Genomic DNA, 17,848 nt, shown 5'->3' with positions numbered 1-17,848 from the left:
AAAGGGCAGCGGCTCACAAACGGGAGCGGCGCGGTCGATATAACGGGATAGAGTTAGCCGCCTCATCGGCGCAGGCAAGCGAACGAGGCGGCAGTGAAGCTTAGAGCAGCGAGGAGGCAGCGGATGAATATCGGATCGTTTCTGAAAGCGATCGGCGACCTCCAGCCTGCCGCAAGCCGGGCGCTGGAGCTGCGGCCGGGACAGACCGTGCGGGCGACGGTGCTGGAGGCGCATGGGAAGGACGGAGCGCTGCTGCAGATCGGCGACAGCCAGCTGCTCGCCAAGCTGGAGACGCCGCTCGAGCCGGGACAGACGGCCGTGCTACAGGTGAAGGGCGAGACGGACGAGGGCGTGATCGTGCTGCAGCTGGCGGCGAGAGGGGCGAAGTCGGCGGCGGAGGCGGAAGCGCCAAAATGGAAGGAGCTCGCGGGCCAGCTCGGATTCGGGTCAGGTGACAAAGGCGCCGCCGAGCTCGTCAAGGCGATCCGCGCGGCCGGCCTGCCGCTCTCCGCAGAGACGGCAGAGGGATTGCGGACGGCTGCGGCGCTGAAGCCGGCCGGCGTCGATGCCGGGGAGTGGCTGCGAGCGGCGGCGAGCGCCATGCAGCGAGGCATGCCGCTGACGAGCGAGACGCTGCTCGGGCTGCGGCAAGCGCTGTCCGGTCCGCCGGTGCATGAGCTGCTGGCGCGGCTCGAGCAGGAGCTGGCGGCGATGGGCTCGGCTCGGCCCAGCGATGCCGCCGAAGGAGACGGCTCTTTGGCGAAGCGGGCTGCGGGGGTCGGCGAAGCGGCGGCTCCGGCCGCTCCGGCCGCGGCGGTCGGACAAGACGCGAAGCAGCGGCCGGCTGGGCCGACCGCCTCGCTCGGAGCGGGGGCCGGCGAAGCGGCTCCGCTGGACGGGGCGGCAGAGGCGGCGAAGGCCGGTCCTGCGCCGCTGAAGGCGGCCGATGCTGCGGCGAGGCTGCTTTCGCTGCTGCAGGGCGGGCCATGGCTGGAGCCGGCAGCGGACGCGGCGGCGGAATCGCTGCCGGGGCGCGGCGTTCCGGCGGATGGCGGCGGCGCCTCCGGCAAAGGCGTCCTGGCCGGCGCCGACGGCAGGCATGCAGCCGGCGCAGCGAAGGGCGGCGCGGCGCTCAGCGCCGCTGCGGCGCAAGCTGCGGCCGCGGCCGTGCCTGCGCCGCAGGGAGGCGAGCCTCCGGCCGCGCGAGCAGCGGCAGAAGCCGCAGCGGCCGCCTCCGCGGCCGGAGCGGAGGGCGAGGAGCGAAGCTGCCGCCGCAAGGGGCGGTCAAAGCATGGCTGCAATGGCTGGGAGCCGGTCACGAGCATCAATTGGCCCGTGCCGCCTCCACGGTTCCTTCCGCAGCCGTCGTCGCAGCGCCGCAGCAGGAGGCCGGCCCCCATGATGCGGCGGCCGGAGGCGCTCGCCCAGGCGGCATGTCGTCGGCCGATCCGGGAGCGGCGGCGGGATCGGGGGAAGCGGGGCGAACCGCTGCGGCTGGACGCGGCGACGCCTCGGCGGCCATGAACGCGCCTGCCGCTGCCGCTCGGAGCGGTCCGGAAGCGGCAGCGTCGGCCCAGGCGGCGCCGCCTCGCTCGGAGGAAACGGATGGCGTCGCCTCGCGCGGCTCCCGACCGGAGGCGCCTGCGTCCGCGACGATCCGATCCGGCTTGCCGCTGCCGGCGTTCGCGGCGCCGGATCGCGCGGATGCGGCGACGCTCAAGCCGGCGCTGCTGCAGCTGCTTGCGGCGACGGACGTGCCGCAGAGCGCGCGCGACGCGGCGACCCAGCTGCTGCAGCAGATCACCGGCCAGCAGCTGCTGCTGACGCCGGAGCGCAGCGGCGCGTTCTTTTCCCAGCTGACGCTGCAGCTGCCGGTGCGCACGCCGGACGGCACGACGACCGCCTCCGTCCATGTGCAGACGCGTCGCGGAGCGCGGGGCGAAGTGGACGCGTCGAACTGCCGCCTGCTGTTCGACCTCGAGCTCGACAAGCTCGGCACGACGCTCATTGACGCGGCGATTGTCGACAAGGTCGTCTCGTTGACGGTATTCGCCGATCATCCCGCCGTGCCGGCGCTGCTGGAAGCGGGACGTCAAAGCCTGGCCGACCAGGTTCATCAAGCGGGCTACCGGCTGCTCGGGCTGCGGGCGGCGGAGAGCCGTCCGTCGTCCGAGGGCGGGGGCGCAGACTCGGGAGCCGCAGCGGCCAAGCCGGAATTCGGGCAGGAGCGCTATCGGGGAGTGGATATCAAAGTATGAGCGGGAATGCACAGCCGGGGACAGAAGCAGCGTCCGAGACGGGGCGCATGCGGCAGGAAGGCGAAGGCAAGGGGCGACGCAGCGCCGAAGAAGCGCCGCGCGCGGCAGTCGCGCTCCGCTACGACCCGGCAGAAGGAGCGCCTTCGGTCGTCGCCAAGGGAAAGGGGCAGCTCGCCGACGAGATCGTCCAGCGGGCACGAGAGAACGGAGTGCCTGTCCAGGAGGACCGCTCGCTGGTCGAGGTGCTTTCAAAGCTTGATTTGAACCAGCAGATTCCGGCCGAGCTGTACGAGCTCGTCGCGGAGCTGCTGAGCTTCATCTATCAGACGGACCGCAAGGCCGGCGCTCTTTCGGGAGCGCTGGACGCTCCTGGCGGGCAAGAAGGAGGCGGGCGCGGGTGAAAAAGCGGCCGATCGGCAAGGAAACCCGAGGCGCAGCGCATGCAGCCGGCTCCGGCGCGGGCCAGCCGGTGCGGTCGCCCCGAAGCGACCGCCGCAAAGAGTCCGGACGGATCGGCGAGGACGCGGCCGCCGCTTGGCTGGAACGAGGCGGCTTGCGGCTGTTGGAGCGGAACTGGCGCTGCCGGCTGGGCGAGCTCGACTTGATCGCGGAGGACGGCGGCACACTCGTATTTATCGAGGTCCGCTCCGCCAGGACCGGAAGCCGGTTCGGTTCCGCCGCCGAAGCGCTGCATGGACGCAAGCAGCTCAAGGTGCGCCAAGTCGCCGGCGTCTACCTGCAGCAGAAGGGATGGGACGGCAGGCCGATTCGCTTCGATGCGGCGGCCGTGACGCTGGATGCGTCCGGCCTTCGGGCGCTGGAGGTGCTGCATGTCAAAAACGCCTTTTGAAGAAGCGGTCGCCGCTTCTCCAAAAGGCGTTTTTTCGAAAATCCGGCCTGCTTCAGCTCCAGCCGGGCAGGCGGCGGTATTGGATCGCCTCGGCGACATGAGCGGCCTCGATCCGCTCGAAGCCTTCCATGTCGGCGATCGTCCGCGCCAGCTTGAGGATCCGGTCGTGAGCGCGGACGCTGATGCCGAGCCGGTCGAACGCCTGCTGCAGCAGGCGGGCGGCCTCGGGCCGAAGCGATGCGGCCCGGCGCAAGGCCGATCCGGCCAGCTCGCCGTTCCAGGCGGTGCCGGCGGAGGACGAGCGGGCTTCCTGCGCCGCGACCGCGCGAGCGACGAGCTCTCTCATCTGCGCGCTGTCCATGCCGGTCTGGCTGCTGTCCAGATCCGGCGGCCGCTGCACTTCGACGAGCAGGTCAAGACGGTCGAGCAAAGGCCCGGAGATGCGGGAGCGGTATCGGTCGATCGCCGTCTGCGAGCAGCTGCACTCCGGCTGGCCGGGAGCAGCGGCCGTAGCGCCGAGGTAGCCGCATGGACATGGATTCATCGAGGCCGCGAGCTGGAAAGAGGCCGGAAAGCGAAAGACGGCTCTGGCTCTGGCCAGCGTCACCTCGCGATCCTCGAGCGGCTGGCGCAGCGCCTCCAGCGCGCTGCGCGGGAATTCCGGCAGCTCGTCGAGAAAAAGCACGCCGCGATGCGCGAGCGTCGCCTCGCCGGGACGCGGAATCGAGCCGCCGCCGATCAGGCCGGCGGCCGAGATCGTATGATGCGGCGCGCGGAACGGACGCTCCTCGATCAGCGACCCTTGCCGAGGCAGCTTGCCGGCGACGCTGCATATTTTCGTCACCTCGAGCGCTTCCTCGCGGCTCATCGCCGGCAGGATGCCGGGCAGCCGGCGGATGAGCATCGTCTTGCCCGTGCCGGGCGGTCCCGACAGCAGCAAATTATGCCTGCCGGCGGCCGCGATCGCCAGCGCGCGCTTGGCGCCGTGCTGGCCGATCACATCCGCGTAATCGAGCCCGGCGCTCGGGCCGCCCGCCGCGCAGGAGGGCGCCGCCGCCTCCGCGCCTGCCTCCCACAGCAGCGAGCGCCACTCCTCTCCGCTGCGGCAGGCGGCGGCAAGCTCGGTCAGGCTGCGCGCCGAATAGACGTCGAGATCGCCGACCAGCGCCGCCTCGGCCGCGTTGGCGGCGGGGACGAGCACGCGCCGCAGGCCGAGCCGCCGCGCCTCCGCCGCCATCGGCAGCACGCCGGGCACGGAGCGCAGCTCGCCGCTGAGCGCGAGCTCGCCGATGACGAGGGTATGCTCGAACATCCGCCCGTCCAGCTGGCCGCTTGCCGACAGGATCGCGGCCGCGATCGCCAGATCGTAGGCGGTGCCTTCCTTGCGCATGTCGGCAGGCGCGAGATTGACGGTGATGCGCTGCATCGGAAACTGAAAGCCGCAGTTGCGCAGGGCGGCGCGGACGCGCTCGACCGACTCGCGTACGGCCGGATCGGGCAGGCCGACGACGGCGATTTGCGGCAAGCCGCTGGCGAGATCGACCTCGACGGCGACGAGCCGTCCGTCGACGCCCTGCACGCTGGCGCTGGAGAACGAACTGTAGGACATGACAAAAAGCACCCTCCCCGAATAACGGGCGAAGGTGCTTCCTTACTTCCCTGAAAAGTATATGGATACATTAAGATTAGATCAGTCCAGCCGCGGTGTCAACCGCGCTTCCATTCCGTTCCACTTTTACCGAAACGCAAAAAAATTTTTACGGTCGGAGCGTGATTTTGCGCGAAGCGAGTCGCGGGTTGTGATATAATGACAGATGTTTGTTTGATTTGATCTAGCTGTTTCCACCCGAGTCAGAGGATTGGAGGATGTCGTGAATGAACATTCATGAGTATCAAGGCAAAGAAGTCTTGAAACAATACGGGGTCGCAGTCCCGGAAGGCAAGGTCGCCTTCACGGTGGACGAGGCTGTTGAGGCAGCCAAGGAACTGGGAACTTCCGTCGTTGTGGTCAAGGCGCAGATCCATGCGGGCGGCCGCGGCAAGGCCGGCGGCGTCAAGGTAGCGAAGAGCCTGGACGAGGTGCGCCAGTACGCATCCGAAATTCTGGGCAAGACGCTCGTCACGCATCAGACGGGTCCGGAGGGCAAGGAAGTCAAGCGCCTGCTGATCGAGCAAGGCTGCGACATCAAGAAGGAATACTATGTCGGCGTCGTCGTCGACCGCGCGACCGGCCGCGTCGTCATGATGGCGTCCGAAGAGGGCGGCACGGAGATTGAAGAAGTCGCCGAGCATTCCCCGGAGAAGATCATCAAGGAAGTCATCGATCCGGCGGTCGGCCTGCTGCCGTTCCAAGCCCAGCGTCTTGCATACGCTATCAATATCCCGAAAGAGCTCGTCCGCAAGGCGGTCCAGTTCATGACGGCCCTTTATGCGGCGTTCGTGGACAAGGACTGCTCGATCGCCGAGATCAACCCGCTCGTCGTCACCGGCGACGGCAATGTCATGGCGCTCGACGCCAAGCTGAACTTCGACTCCAACGCCCTGTTCCGCCACAAGGACATCCTGGCGCTGCGCGACCTCGAGGAAGAGGACGCCAAGGAAATCGAAGCCTCCAAGTATGACCTCAGCTACATCGCGCTCGACGGCAACATCGGCTGCATGGTCAACGGCGCCGGCCTCGCGATGGCGACGATGGACATCATCAAGCATTACGGCGGCGACCCGGCCAACTTCCTCGACGTAGGGGGCGGCGCGACGAAGGAGAAGGTGACGGAAGCCTTCAAGATCCTGCTGTCGGACGCCAACGTCAAGGGCATCTTCGTCAACATCTTCGGCGGCATCATGCGCTGCGACGTCATCGCGGAAGGCGTTGTCGCGGCTGCTCGCGAGCTTGGCCTGGAGCGTCCGCTCGTCGTGCGCCTCGAAGGCACGAACGTCGAGCTTGGCAAGAAGATCCTGAATGAATCGGGCCTGAACCTGGTCGCGGCGGACAGCATGTCCGACGGCGCTCAAAAAATCGTTGCGCTCGTAAAATAACGCCCTTGGGGCTGCAGAGACGAATTCTGTTAGGGGATGTGAATGTGCGATGAGCATTTTGATCAACAAAGATACCAAAGTGATCACCCAGGGCATTACCGGCCAGACCGGCCTCTTCCATACGAAGGGCGCCCTTGAGTACGGAACCCAGATGGTCGGCGGCGTGACGCCGGGCAAAGGCGGCACGACGGTCGACATCGAGCTGGAGAACGGCGAGACGAAGTCGCTGCCGGTATTCAACTCCGTGCGCGAAGCGATCGCAGAAACCGGCGCGACCGTATCCGTCATCTACGTTCCGCCGGCCTTCGCGGCCGACTCCATCCTGGAAGCGGTGGAAGCGGAGCTGGAGCTGGTCATCTGCATTACGGAAGGCATTCCGGTGCTCGACATGGTGCGCGTGAAGCGCTACATGGAAGGCAAGAAGACCCGCCTGATCGGACCGAACTGCCCGGGCGTCATTACGCCGGACGAGATCAAGATCGGCATCATGCCGGGCTACATCCATCGCAAAGGCCATGTCGGCGTCGTTTCCCGCTCCGGAACGCTCACTTATGAAGCGGTCCATCAGCTGACGACCCGCGGCATCGGCCAATCGACTGCGGTCGGCATCGGCGGCGACCCGGTCAAAGGCTCCGAGTTCATCGATATCCTGAATCTCTTCAACGAGGATCCGGATACGTACGCGGTCATCATGATCGGCGAGATCGGCGGCACGGCTGAGGAAGAAGCGGCCGAGTGGGTCAAGGCGAACATGAAGAAGCCGGTTGTCGGCTTCATCGGCGGCGCTACGGCTCCTCCAGGAAAGCGCATGGGCCATGCCGGCGCCATCATTTCCGGTGGCAAAGGCACGGCGAAGGAAAAAATCTCTACGCTTGAGGCTTGCGGCATCAAGGTCGCTCCGACTCCATCCGACATGGGCTCCACGCTCGTGAGCGTGCTGGAAGAGCAGGGCCTGCTCGAGAAATGCAAGACTCACTGATTTCAATCGCTTGATCTTGGAAGGCAGGCAGCCTTCTTCTCCCGTTTCGGGGAAGAAGGCTGCCTTTTTTTATTGCCGCTCGTCAAGCTCCTGCGGCATTGGCGGCGCCTGCGCGCTTGCAATCTGGATTCTTGTGCCCCACAATAGGGATTGGCGCAGGTGCCGTCCTTTATAATAGAAGAAAAGGACGGTAGCCGATGATGGATGAATGGTTGGAACAGCAATGGACTGCGCCGGAGCGTGCACGCGTGCGCGAATTTATAATCGCCATGCATGAAACGCCGGGAATCGGATGGCAATCGCTGTATCGCGCGATGAAGGCGGAGCTGTGGCGCGATCCGGAGCTGGACGCCGCCCGGCTGGAAAGGCTGGGCATCCGGCAGGCGCCGGCCGTGGAAGCGGCGCGGCGCTGGAGGGAGCGTCAGGAACCCGCTTGGGAAGGGGCATTTCTGGCGCTGGCCGGGCGCAGGCTGGCGATCTTCGATGACGGGTATCCCGAGCTGCTCCGGCGGATTCCGCAGCCGCCCTGGCTGCTGTACGCGGTCGGGCGTCTGGAGCTGCTGGAGCGGCCATGCCTGGCGATCGTAGGGACGCGAGGGCCGACCGCCTATGGCAAGCAGGCGGCATCCAGGCTGAGCAAGGAGCTGGCAGCAGCGGGCTTCGGCATCGTCAGCGGCATGGCCCGCGGGATCGACGGCTTGTCTCATGAAGCCGCGCTCGAAGCGGGAGGGGCGACGATCGCCGTGCTCGGCACTCCGGTCGACACCGCTTACCCGCCCGACAACCGGGCGTTGTACCGACGGCTGTGCCGAGAGGGGCTCGTGCTGTCCGAGTTTCCGATCGGCACTCCCGTCAAGCCGGGCATGTTCCCGCAGCGCAACCGGATCATCGCCGGCTTGTCTCACGGTACGATCGTGATCGAGGCTGCCGCGGCGAGCGGCTCGCTCATTACGGCCGACCAGGCGCTGGACATGAACCGCGAGGTGTATGCGGTGCCGGGGCCGATCCATTCGCCCAAGAGCGTCGGCTGCAACGCTTTGATCCGAGACGGCAGGGCGAAGCTGGCGGACGGCTCGGAGACGATCATCCGCGATTTTCACTTTTTGCGGCCGTCGCAGCCGAGCGCGCCTTCTCTTTTGGAGGAGCCTCGGCTCGACGAGAATGAGCGGCTTGTGTACGGGCTGCTGCAGAACGAGCCGCGCTCGGCGGACGAGCTGTTTGAGGCTTCGGGGCTCGCTTTTGGACTTTTGCAAACAGTTCTGATAAATTTATGTTTAAAACGTAAGATTGAACTGCATAACGGTTCCATATATATGGCATTGTAAGCAGCTTGCGAAAGGAGGACGCCAACATGGCCGATTCACTTGTCATTGTCGAATCACCGGCAAAAGCGAAGACGATTGGCAAATATCTGGGAAGCAAATTTATCGTGAAAGCCTCGATGGGCCATATCCGCGATTTGCCGAAAAGCCAGATCGGCGTCGAAGTCGAGAACGATTTCAATCCCAAATACATTACGATCCGCGGCAAAGGCTCCGTCCTCAAGGAATTGAAGGACGCCAGCAAAAAGGTCAAGCGCGTTTATCTCGCGGCTGACCCGGATCGCGAAGGCGAGGCGATCGCCTGGCATTTGGCGCATTATCTGGACTTGGACGAGACCGACGATTGCCGCGTCGTCTTCAACGAAATTACGAAGCAGGCCGTCAAGGACGCGTTCAAGACGCCGCGCAAGATCGACATGGATCTTGTCAACGCGCAGCAGGCGCGGCGCATCCTGGATCGCCTCGTCGGCTACAAGATCAGCCCGCTGTTATGGAAGAAGGTCAAGAAGGGCCTGTCTGCAGGCCGCGTCCAGTCGGTCGCGGTCAAGCTGATCAGCGACCGCGAGAACGAGATCGAGGCGTTCGAGCCGGTGGAATACTGGTCCATCACCGCTGGGCTGCATAAGGGCAAGTCGGCGTTCGAAGCCAAGTTCCATTCCTATCAAGGCGACAAGTCGGAGCTCGGCAGCCAGGCGGAGGTCGACGTCGTGCTCGCAGCGATCAAGGGCCGCGACTTCACGGTCGCCGAGGTGAAGGAAAAGGAGCGGCTGCGCAATCCCGCTCCGCCGTTCATTACGAGCTCGCTGCAGCAGGAAGCGGCGCGCAAGCTGAGCTTCCGCGCTTCCAAGACGATGTCCGTTGCCCAGCAGCTGTATGAGGGCGTCGACCTCGGCAAGCAGGGCACGGCCGGCCTCATCACCTACATGCGTACGGATTCGACGCGGATCTCGCCGGTCGCTCAAGAAGAAGCGAAGGGCTACATCGTCGAGAAGTACGGACCGGAGTTCTATCCGGAGCAGCCGCGCGTCTACCTGAAGAAAAACGCCAACGCCCAGGACGCGCATGAGGCGATTCGCCCGACGTCGATGGAATGGGAGCCGGATGCGGTCAAGGAATACCTGAGCCGCGATCAGTACCGGCTGTATAAGCTCGTCTGGGAGCGCTTCGTCGCCAGCCAGATGAGCTCGGCGGTGCTCGATACGATGACGGTCGATCTGAACGCAGGCGAGGCGGTGTTCCGCGCGTCCGGCTCCAAGGTCAAGTTTGCCGGCTTCATGAAGGTTTATGTCGAAGGCAATGACGACGGCACCGCCGCGGACGAGGACAAATTCCTGCCCGCATTGGCCGAGGGGGAGAGCCTCAAGGCCGAGTCGATCGAGCCGAAGCAGCACTTCACCCAGCCGCCGCCCCGCTTCACCGAAGCGCGGCTCGTGCGCACGCTCGAGGAACTCGGCATCGGCCGTCCGAGCACGTATGCGCCGACGCTGGAAACGATCCAGAAACGCGGCTATGTCGCGATCGAGGAGAAGAAGTTTTTCCCGACCGAGCTCGGCGAGCTGGTCATCCAGCTGATGGAGGAGTTTTTCCCCGAGATTCTCGATGCGGAATTCACCGCCCATATGGAAGGCGATCTCGACCATGTCGAGGAGGGCAAGGAGGACTGGGTCCGGGTGCTTGCCCAATTCTACGAGTCGTTCGAAAAGCGGCTTGAGGTTGCCGAGGAAGAAATGAAGGAAGTCGAGCTTCAAGACGAGGTGTCGGACGAGGTATGCGAGAAATGCGGCAGCCCGATGGTGTACAAGATGGGCCGCTTCGGCAAATTCCTCGCCTGCTCCGGATTCCCGGACTGCCGCAATACGAAGCCGATCGTCAAGAACATCGGCGTGGCCTGCCCGAAATGCGCGGAAGGCCAGATCATCGAGCGCCGCAGCAAGAAGGGCCGCATCTTCTACGGCTGCGACCAGTATCCGGGCTGCGACTACGTTTCCTGGGACCGTCCGGCCGGCAAGCCGTGCCCGGAATGCGGCAGCATGCTCGTCATCAAGCGCAATAAGAGCGGAGCCAGGTATCAGTGTCCTTCCTGCGACTTCAACGAGGAGCTGCCGGAGGATCAGGAGCTCGGATAACCCATCAGCGGGAAGCGGAAAGCGGACACCCGCCTTCCGCTTCCCTGCGGTTGTTCGGGCCGTTTTGGACTTAAAGAAAGAGAGGAATCGCACTTGTCATCCATTCCCCCAGTAACCGTCATCGGAGCCGGGCTCGCAGGCAGCGAGGCCGCCTGGCAGATCGCTTCCCAAGGCGTCGAGGTCAAGCTCTACGAAATGCGGCCGGTGAAGCAGACGCCGGCCCATCATACCGATAAATTCGCCGAGCTCGTCTGCAGCAACAGCTTGCGGGCGAACGGCCTGGCCAACGCCGTCGGCGTCCTCAAAGAAGAAATGCGCCGCATGGACTCGCTCGTCCTGGCGGCGGCCGACCGCAATGCTGTGCCGGCCGGCGGCGCGCTCGCAGTCGACCGCGACGGATTTTCCGGCGACATCACCGGCACGCTGCGCGAGCATCCGCTCGTCACGGTCCACAATGAAGAGATCGCCGAGATTCCGCAGGACGGCATTACCGTCATCGCGACGGGCCCGCTGACCGCGCCGAGCCTTTCGGCCGAGATCAAGGAGCTCATGGGCGAAGAATATTTTTATTTTTATGACGCTGCCGCTCCTATCGTCGAGAAGGATTCCATAGATATGGAGAAGGTGTTCCTCGCTTCCCGCTACGACAAGGGCGAAGCGGCCTACCTGAACTGCCCGATGAACGAAGAGGAATTCGAACGCTTCCACGAAGCGCTCGTCACGGCGGAGACGGCCGCGCTCAAGGACTTCGAGAAGGAAGTGTACTTCGAAGGCTGCATGCCGATCGAGGTGATGGCCCAGCGCGGCAAGCAGACCGTGCTGTTCGGTCCGATGAAGCCGGTCGGGCTCGTCGATCCCCGTACGGGCAAGCAGCCGCATGCGGTCATCCAGCTGCGCCAGGACAACGCCGCGGGCACGCTCTACAATCTGGTCGGCTTCCAGACGCATCTCAAATGGGGCGAGCAGAAGCGGGTGTTCTCGCTCATCCCGGGCCTGGAAAACGCCGAGTTCGTGCGCTATGGCGTCATGCACCGCAATACGTTCATCAACTCGCCCAAGCTGCTCGAGGCGACCTATCAGTTCAAGGGACGGGATAACCTGTTCTTCGCCGGCCAGATGACCGGAGTCGAAGGATACGTCGAATCGGCCGCTTCGGGCATGCTGGCCGGCCTCAACGCCGGCCGCCTCGCGCGCGGCCTCGAGCCGCTCGTGCTGCCGAAGGAGACGGCGCTCGGCAGCATGGCCCATTACATCACGACGGCGGACTTCCGCCATTTTCAGCCGATGAATGCGAACTTCGGGCTGTTCCCGCCGCCGGAGCAGCGCATCCGCAATAAAAAGGAAAAGAACGAACATATCGCGAACCGGGCTTTGTCCTCGCTGGAGCAATTCAAGCTGGAGCGGCTCGGCGGGGGCCGCTAGACCGCAAGGCCAAAGGAGGAATGGACGTGGAAATGCAATTTCATGCAACGACGATCTGCGCGGTGCGGCATGACGGCAAAGGCGCGATCGCGGGCGACGGACAGGTCACTTTCGGCAACAGCATGATCATGAAGGGCTCGGCCAAAAAAGTAAGGCGCCTGTACCGGGGCAAGGTGGCGGCTGGCTTCGCCGGATCGGTCGCGGACGCGATCACGCTGTTCGAGAAGTTCGAAGGCAAGCTGGAGGAGCATCACGGGAATTTGCAGCGGGCAGCGGTCGAGCTGGCCAAGGAGTGGCGGTCGGACCGCGTGCTGCGTCGCCTGGAGGCGATGCTGCTCGTCATGGACGAGACCGGCCTGCTGCTCATCTCCGGCAACGGCGAGGTCATCGAGCCGGATGACGGCATCCTGGCGATCGGCTCGGGCGGCAGCTTCGCCTTGGCCGCGGCCAGAGCCCTCAAGAAGCATGCGCCGAACCTGAGCGCGCGCGAGATGGCGCAAGCGGCGCTCGAGACCGCCGCGGAAATTTGCGTTTTCACGAACCATAGCATTATCGTCGAGGAAGTATAAGGTTGATCGGTCGTGCCGGAGCAGCCGTCCCCTACACGAAAAGGAGTGATTTCGGGTGAAGGAAGCCATGACCCCGCGTCAGATCGTCGCCGAGCTGGACAAATATATCGTCGGACAGAAGCAGGCCAAGCGCTCCGTCGCCGTAGCGCTGCGCAACCGCTATCGCCGCAGCCGCCTCGAGGAAAGCCTGAGGGACGAGATCGTGCCGAAGAACATTCTCATGATCGGGCCGACCGGCGTCGGCAAGACGGAGATCGCGCGTCGGCTGGCCAAGCTGGTCGGAGCCCCGTTCGTCAAGGTCGAAGCGACGAAGTTTACGGAAGTCGGCTATGTCGGCCGCGACGTCGAGGCGATGATCCGCGATCTGGTCGAGGTCGCCATCCGCATGGTGAAGTCGGAGCGGATGGAAAAGGTCAAGGACAAGGCGGAGGAGCTGGCGAACGAGCGGCTCGTGGAGCTGCTCGAGCCGTCACGCTCCAAGCCGAAGGGCGGCAAGAACCCGCTCGAGATGCTGTTCGGCGGCGCTCGCGAGCCTGAGCCGGAGGACCGCTCGTCCGAGCCGGAGCTGGCGGCGAAGCGGCAGGCGGTCCGCGTCAAGCTGCTGGCCGGCGAGCTCGAGAAGGAAATGCTGGAGCTGGACGTGGAGGACACGTCGCCGAACATGCTGGATATGCTGGGCGGCCAAGGCAACGAGATGATGGGCATGAACATGCAGGAGATCATGGGGCAGTTCATGCCGAAGCGGACGAAGCGCCGCAAGCTGTCCGTGAAGGACGCGCGCAAGGTGCTGACGCAAGAGGAAGCGGCGAAGCTGATCGACATGGACGATGTGATCGCCGAATCGGTGAGCCGCGCGGAGCAGTCCGGCATCGTGTTCCTGGACGAGATCGACAAGATCGCCAGTCCGTCCAAAGGCTCCGGTCCGGACGTATCGAGAGAAGGCGTGCAGCGGGACATCCTGCCGATCGTCGAGGGCTCGACGATCATGACCAAGTACGGCGCCGTCAAGACGGACTATATGCTGTTCATCGCGGCAGGAGCGTTCCATGTGTCCAAGCCGGCGGATCTCATCCCGGAGCTCCAAGGCCGCTTTCCGATCCGCGTGGAGCTGACCTCGCTCAGCCTCGAGGACTTCATCCAGATTCTCAAGGAGCCGAAAAACGCGCTGACGAAGCAATATGCGGCGCTGCTGTCGACGGAGGGCATCGAGATCACGTTCTCCGACGAGGCGATCGCGGAGCTGGCGTCCATCGCCGCGGAAGTGAACCGCAACACGGAGAACATCGGAGCTCGCCGTCTCCATACGATTCTGGAGAAGCTGCTGGAGGATCTGAGCTTCGAAGCGCCTGATTTGACGCTCGAGAGCTTGAACATCACGCCGGAGTACGTTAGGGAGAAGCTCGGCTCGATCGCCCAGAACCGCGATCTGAGCCAATATATTCTGTAGAGAAGCAGAGGGGTTCGGGGGGCAACCATACCAATGACTTTATTGACCAAGACAAGGACGCTCAATCGCCTGCTGCAGCGAGCGGCAGGCAAGGCGTTGAATTTCAGGGAAATGGCCGAGGTGCTCAGCACGGTCATCCAGGCGAACGTATTCGTCGTCAGCCGCAGAGGCAAGATTCTCGGCTGCGCGGCGGTCGACCGATTCGATCATGAGCAGTTCCGCAGCATGGCCGCCGACGAGCCGCGCTTTCCGGCGGACAGCAACAGCCGGTTTCTGGTCATGAGCGAGCCGGCGACCAATGTCGAGCCTGATCCCGGCATCGCGGCCGTCTTTCCGTTCATGGGCACGCAGGAGATCATGAGCGTCGTTCCGGTAACGGGCGGCGGGGACCGGCTGGGCACCGTCGTCCTGTCCCGGCCGAGCGGCGCGTTCGATGACGATGACCTTATCCTTGCCGAATACGGCTCGACGATCGTCGGGATGGAGATTTTGCGCGAACGCGCGGAAGAGCTCGCCCTCGAGGCGAGGAGCCGCGCCGTCGTCGCCGTGGCGATGGGCTCGCTGTCGTTCAGCGAGCTGGAGGCGGTCGAGCATATCTTCGACGAGCTCGAGGCGAAGGAAGGGCTGCTCGTCGCGTCGAAGATCGCGGACCGGGTCGGAATTACTAGGTCCGTTATCGTAAACGCGCTACGCAAACTTGAAAGTGCGGGAGTTATCGAAACGCGATCCTTAGGGATGAAAGGGACCTATATCCGCATCCTGAATCATCAACTTCTGGAAGAATTGAGCAAAATGAAGAACTGAATATGAGACTAAAGTCCCGGAAAGGCCCTATCTTCATATAAAGATAGGGCTTATTTCTCATTGTAATAAATATGGAAATTTAGGAAGATAAGCGTGTCGGCAAATCTCGACATTGAATTCTCATTTTTTTAATTTTCGATGTCGAAGAAAGAAGGATTGTCGAAAGAAATGTGGAATATCATGTTATAGATAACGTCGGGAAAGTGGTGAAGAGGCGTTGAATGTCTTGGGAGGCGCGGATTTCGGAAGACTCGTCGGCGCGATGAGGGCTGCTGAATCCAGACAGCAGATTATTTCAGACAACATCTCCAATGCGGAAACTCCGTTTTTCAAACGCTCGGAGCTCGTGTTCGAAGAGTTGCTGGCGGAGCAGCTTGGGACGTCAGGTAGTAGGACATTGGAACTAATAAGAACCAATGAAAGACATCTTCCAATAGGTCCAGGGACCTCAGTTCCAGCGCCAAAACTCGTGACGGACGAGACTTCCGTCATGAACAACAACGGCAGCAATGTCGATGTGGAGCGGGAAATGGCGCTGCTGGCCAAAAACCAGCTGAAATACAATTCCTATGTTCAGCAGATCAACCATGAAATTACGATGCTGCGGACTGCGATCGACGGGAGAGGGTAACGGATGAAGCTGAGCAACGGTTTCGATATCAGCGCTTCGGCGCTGACGGCCCAACGGCTGAGGATGGACGTCGTCTCGTCCAATATCGCCAACGCGGAGACGACGCGCGGTTCGTTTGTCGATGGGCAGTTCCAGCCCTACAAGCGGAAGATGGTCGTGCTGGAGCCGATGAAGGCGGGAAGCTTCGACTCGATGCTGCGGAGCGAGATGGGAGAGGCGAGCAAGGGCGTGAAGGCGACCCGGATCGTGGAGGACCAGTCTCCGGAAAAGCTCGTCTACAATCCAAACCACCCGGATGCGGACGCTAGCGGTTATGTAAGGATGCCGAACGTCGATGTGGCCAAAGAGATGGTCGACATGATCTCGGCTTCGCGAGCCTATGAAGCGAACGTGACGGCGCTGAACGCGACGAAGGCCATGTTCGTCAAGGCGCTTGAAATCGGCAAATAAGCCGTAGATAAAATCAATGGAACGTGGAGGAGATGAATGATGATTCAGCCGATCGCCCTCTCGCAGCTGCAGCAGCCGGCTTCGATCGCTCAAAAGGCCGCGCCTGCGGCCGGGAGCCCGAGCGAGCTCAGCGAAAGCTTCGCCAACGTGCTGAAAAACGCGATTGACAGCGCAAGCGCGCAGGAACAAGCCGTACATAAAGTAAACAACGAGTATTTGATCGGCCAGGCGGACATCTCGCAGGTCATGATCGTCTCGCAGCAAGCGCAGCTGACCCTGCAGCTCGTGACGCAGGTCCGGAACAAAGCGGTCGAGGCTTATCAGGACATCATGCGCATGCAAATCTAGGATCTTGCCTGAGGGAACAGCAATCTGCGGGGTGAAAACGTGAATGAAACGATAGCCCGATATAGCGCGTCGGTGAAAAATTATTGGGGCGCGATGGGGAAAAGGCAGAAAATCTGGCTGGGAGCCACGCTGGGCGTGCTGCTGCTCACCATCATCCTGCTGACGTCGATCTTGAGCAAGACGCAGTATGAAACGGTATTCAACGAGCTGGATACGACCGACGCTCAGGCCATCATCAACTATCTGGACAGCAGCAAGGTCGCCTACAAGCTCGAAAACGGCGGCAGCTCGATCGCGGTGCCAAGCAGCGAGGCGGACCGGATCCGCGTAGGAGCGGGGTCCCAAGGCCTCGTGCAGAACGGCTCGATCGGCTTCGAGGCGTTCAGCGCGAGCTCGTCGCAGTTCGGCATGACGGACAATGAATTCAACGTCCGCTACAAAAACGCGCTGAATGGAGAAATCCAGCAGCTGCTCAACGCCATGCAAGGCGTAGCCTCGACGAAGGTCGTCGTCAATCTGCCGAAGGAGAGCGTATTCGCCCAGACGCAAGAAGAGTCCGGCGCGAGCGCGTCCGTTGTGATGAAGTTCAAGCCGGGCTTCCGTCCGAGCCAGGACGAGATCGACGGCTACTTCAATCTGGTGAAGACCTCGGTGCCGAATCTGAGAGTGGAGGACATCACCATCACGAGCCCGCAAGGCGAGCTCAATCCTTCCGAGAAGGCGGGCGGCGCGCCAGGCAGCACGGGCAGCGCGGATTCGCTCTTCCAGATCAAGAAGAAATACGAGGCGGAGCTGAAGCGGAACATCGAGCAGTTCCTCGGGCCGATGCTAGGGAGCGAGAATCTCGTCGTCAGCGTCACCAGCAGCCTGAATTTCGATCAGACGAACCGGGTCGAGGATCTCGTCAGGCCGCTGGACGACAATGGAAACAACGGCATCATCATCAGCCAGCAGGAGTCGACCGAAAGCACCGAGGGGTCCTCGGGAGATCCGGGCGGCGTTGCGGGCACGGGCGAGACGGACGTGCCGAACTACTCTTCCTCCGCGACGGGGTCCAGCACTTCCGAAAAAAGCGACCGTACGACCAACTACGACGTGAACCGGATCAAAAATACGGTCGTCGGGGGGCCGTACGCGGTGAAGGACCTCAGCATCAGCGTAGGACTTCCTATCAATCTATTAAACCAGGAAACGCAAGATCAAATCACCCAATATCTGACTTCCTTCGTCCGGTCGCAACTGATCGATTCCGGCCAGGATGTAACCAATGACGAGCTGATCGCCAAAAAAGTTTCGGTCATCGGGCAGAACTTCGCCCAGGCGGCTTCGGCATCCGGCACGGCAGGGCTGTCCGGCATCTGGTGGGCGGCGATCGGAGTCGCGGCTGCGGCGCTCGTGGCGGGCATCATCTTCGCCATCCGCAGAAGACGGCAGAATGCGGTCGAAGAGACGATCGAAGAGCTGTCTCCGCGGGTCGAATATCCTTCCATCAATCTCGACAGCGTCAGCAACGACAGCCAGGTACGCAAAAATCTCGAAACTCTCGCCAAGCGCAAGCCGGATGAGTTCGTCAATCTGCTCCGCACCTGGCTTGTAGAAGAATAGG

At 63.0% G+C, this 17,848-nt stretch carries 17 protein-coding genes; 16 read left to right on the top strand and 1 reads right to left on the bottom strand.

Going from position 1 to position 17,848, the window contains the following annotated elements; all coding sequences use genetic code 11:
• The first annotated feature begins 123 nt into the window (after positions 1 to 123).
• Genes GE073_RS14505 through GE073_RS14490 form a run of 4 tightly spaced genes read left to right on the top strand, consistent with a single transcriptional unit; the run spans position 124 to position 3,108 of the window.
• On the top strand, positions 124 to 1,524 hold the full coding sequence (locus GE073_RS14505) for a hypothetical protein (protein WP_153783734.1): 1,401 nt from the start codon (positions 124 to 126) through the stop codon (positions 1,522 to 1,524).
• A complete protein-coding gene (locus tag GE073_RS14500) occupies positions 1,521 to 2,258 on the top strand; it encodes a flagellar hook-length control protein FliK (RefSeq protein ID WP_194843370.1) in 738 nt (245 codons plus the stop codon). Before GE073_RS14505 ends, GE073_RS14500 begins: the two co-directional genes overlap by 4 nt.
• A 47-nt stretch (positions 2,259 to 2,305) precedes the next feature.
• The gene (locus tag GE073_RS14495) at positions 2,306 to 2,659 is read left to right on the top strand and encodes an EscU/YscU/HrcU family type III secretion system export apparatus switch protein (protein ID WP_052332926.1); all 354 of its coding nucleotides are present in this window, start codon (positions 2,306 to 2,308) and stop codon (positions 2,657 to 2,659) included.
• On the top strand, positions 2,656 to 3,108 hold the full coding sequence (locus GE073_RS14490; RefSeq protein ID WP_228551535.1) for a YraN family protein: 453 nt from the start codon (positions 2,656 to 2,658) through the stop codon (positions 3,106 to 3,108). Before GE073_RS14495 ends, GE073_RS14490 begins: the two co-directional genes overlap by 4 nt.
• Before the next feature lie 52 nt (positions 3,109 to 3,160).
• On the opposite strand, the gene GE073_RS14485 is transcribed toward GE073_RS14490, so the two are convergent.
• A complete protein-coding gene (locus GE073_RS14485) occupies positions 3,161 to 4,717 on the bottom strand; it encodes a YifB family Mg chelatase-like AAA ATPase (RefSeq protein ID WP_153783732.1) in 1,557 nt (518 codons plus the stop codon).
• Between the two features lie 266 nt (positions 4,718 to 4,983).
• On the opposite strand from GE073_RS14485, the gene sucC reads away from it, so the two are divergent.
• The 12 genes from sucC (at position 4,984) to fliF (ending at position 17,847) form a co-directional block, all read left to right on the top strand.
• The gene (gene sucC / locus GE073_RS14480; RefSeq protein WP_028597447.1) at positions 4,984 to 6,144 is read left to right on the top strand and encodes an ADP-forming succinate--CoA ligase subunit beta; all 1,161 of its coding nucleotides are present in this window, start codon (positions 4,984 to 4,986) and stop codon (positions 6,142 to 6,144) included.
• 49 nt (positions 6,145 to 6,193) lie between these two features.
• A complete protein-coding gene (gene sucD / locus GE073_RS14475) occupies positions 6,194 to 7,123 on the top strand; it encodes a succinate--CoA ligase subunit alpha (RefSeq protein WP_153783731.1) in 930 nt (309 codons plus the stop codon).
• Between the two features lie 197 nt (positions 7,124 to 7,320).
• Entirely contained in the window at positions 7,321 to 8,448 is a 1,128-nt protein-coding gene (gene dprA, locus GE073_RS14470) for a DNA-processing protein DprA (RefSeq protein ID WP_228551533.1), read from the top strand.
• 26 nt (positions 8,449 to 8,474) lie between these two features.
• Complete coding sequence (gene topA / locus GE073_RS14465) at positions 8,475 to 10,571, top strand: type I DNA topoisomerase (protein ID WP_028597444.1); 2,097 nt, start codon at positions 8,475 to 8,477, stop codon at positions 10,569 to 10,571.
• A 93-nt stretch (positions 10,572 to 10,664) separates the two neighbouring features.
• Positions 10,665 to 11,993 (top strand): FADH(2)-oxidizing methylenetetrahydrofolate--tRNA-(uracil(54)-C(5))-methyltransferase TrmFO, encoded by a 1,329-nt coding sequence (gene trmFO / locus GE073_RS14460; RefSeq protein WP_028597443.1) that lies wholly within the window; start codon positions 10,665 to 10,667, stop codon positions 11,991 to 11,993.
• 26 nt (positions 11,994 to 12,019) lie between these two features.
• The gene (gene hslV / locus GE073_RS14455; RefSeq protein WP_028597442.1) at positions 12,020 to 12,562 is read left to right on the top strand and encodes an ATP-dependent protease subunit HslV; all 543 of its coding nucleotides are present in this window, start codon (positions 12,020 to 12,022) and stop codon (positions 12,560 to 12,562) included.
• Positions 12,563 to 12,629: 67 nt separating this feature from the next.
• Positions 12,630 to 14,009, top strand: a complete 1,380-nt coding sequence (gene hslU, locus GE073_RS14450; RefSeq protein WP_153784741.1) for an ATP-dependent protease ATPase subunit HslU — start codon at positions 12,630 to 12,632, stop codon at positions 14,007 to 14,009.
• Between the two features lie 33 nt (positions 14,010 to 14,042).
• Positions 14,043 to 14,813 carry a GTP-sensing pleiotropic transcriptional regulator CodY gene (codY, locus tag GE073_RS14445; RefSeq protein ID WP_028597440.1) on the top strand — a complete coding sequence of 257 codons (771 nt, stop codon included), beginning with the start codon at positions 14,043 to 14,045 and terminating at the stop codon, positions 14,811 to 14,813.
• 262 nt (positions 14,814 to 15,075) lie between these two features.
• Entirely contained in the window at positions 15,076 to 15,444 is a 369-nt protein-coding gene (flgB, locus tag GE073_RS14440; protein WP_323744217.1) for a flagellar basal body rod protein FlgB, read from the top strand.
• A 3-nt stretch (positions 15,445 to 15,447) separates the two neighbouring features.
• Positions 15,448 to 15,894, top strand: coding sequence for a flagellar basal body rod protein FlgC (flgC, locus tag GE073_RS14435; RefSeq protein WP_028597439.1), 447 nt, complete (start codon positions 15,448 to 15,450; stop codon positions 15,892 to 15,894).
• 36 nt (positions 15,895 to 15,930) lie between these two features.
• Positions 15,931 to 16,242: a flagellar hook-basal body complex protein FliE gene (gene fliE, locus GE073_RS14430; protein ID WP_228551531.1), complete on the top strand. Its 312-nt coding sequence runs from the start codon at positions 15,931 to 15,933 to the stop codon at positions 16,240 to 16,242.
• A 39-nt stretch (positions 16,243 to 16,281) separates the two neighbouring features.
• The gene (gene fliF, locus GE073_RS14425; RefSeq protein ID WP_153783729.1) at positions 16,282 to 17,847 is read left to right on the top strand and encodes a flagellar basal-body MS-ring/collar protein FliF; all 1,566 of its coding nucleotides are present in this window, start codon (positions 16,282 to 16,284) and stop codon (positions 17,845 to 17,847) included.
• Position 17,848 lies beyond the last annotated feature (1 nt).

This window comes from Paenibacillus sp. B01 (assembly GCF_009649995.1).
Taxonomy (GTDB): domain Bacteria; phylum Bacillota; class Bacilli; order Paenibacillales; family Paenibacillaceae; genus Paenibacillus_O; species Paenibacillus_O pasadenensis.
This window is presented reverse-complemented; position numbering and strand designations above follow the sequence as displayed.

Bases quoted from the DNA above. Each gene is read 5' to 3' on its own strand.
- GE073_RS14505 (WP_153783734.1), top strand. From the start codon at position 124: ATGAATATCGGATCGTTTCTGAAAGCGATCGGCGACCTCCAGCCTGCC.
- GE073_RS14500 (WP_194843370.1), top strand. From the start codon at position 1,521: ATGAACGCGCCTGCCGCTGCCGCTCGGAGCGGTCCGGAAGCGGCAGCG.
- GE073_RS14495 (WP_052332926.1), top strand. From the start codon at position 2,306: ATGCGGCAGGAAGGCGAAGGCAAGGGGCGACGCAGCGCCGAAGAAGCG.
- GE073_RS14485 (WP_153783732.1), bottom strand. From the start codon at position 4,717: ATGTCCTACAGTTCGTTCTCCAGCGCCAGCGTGCAGGGCGTCGACGGA.
- sucC (WP_028597447.1), top strand. From the start codon at position 4,984: ATGAACATTCATGAGTATCAAGGCAAAGAAGTCTTGAAACAATACGGG.
- sucD (WP_153783731.1), top strand. From the start codon at position 6,194: ATGAGCATTTTGATCAACAAAGATACCAAAGTGATCACCCAGGGCATT.
- dprA (WP_228551533.1), top strand. From the start codon at position 7,321: ATGATGGATGAATGGTTGGAACAGCAATGGACTGCGCCGGAGCGTGCA.
- topA (WP_028597444.1), top strand. From the start codon at position 8,475: ATGGCCGATTCACTTGTCATTGTCGAATCACCGGCAAAAGCGAAGACG.
- hslU (WP_153784741.1), top strand. From the start codon at position 12,630: ATGACCCCGCGTCAGATCGTCGCCGAGCTGGACAAATATATCGTCGGA.
- codY (WP_028597440.1), top strand. From the start codon at position 14,043: ATGACTTTATTGACCAAGACAAGGACGCTCAATCGCCTGCTGCAGCGA.
- flgB (WP_323744217.1), top strand. From the start codon at position 15,076: ATGAGGGCTGCTGAATCCAGACAGCAGATTATTTCAGACAACATCTCC.
- flgC (WP_028597439.1), top strand. From the start codon at position 15,448: ATGAAGCTGAGCAACGGTTTCGATATCAGCGCTTCGGCGCTGACGGCC.
- fliE (WP_228551531.1), top strand. From the start codon at position 15,931: ATGATGATTCAGCCGATCGCCCTCTCGCAGCTGCAGCAGCCGGCTTCG.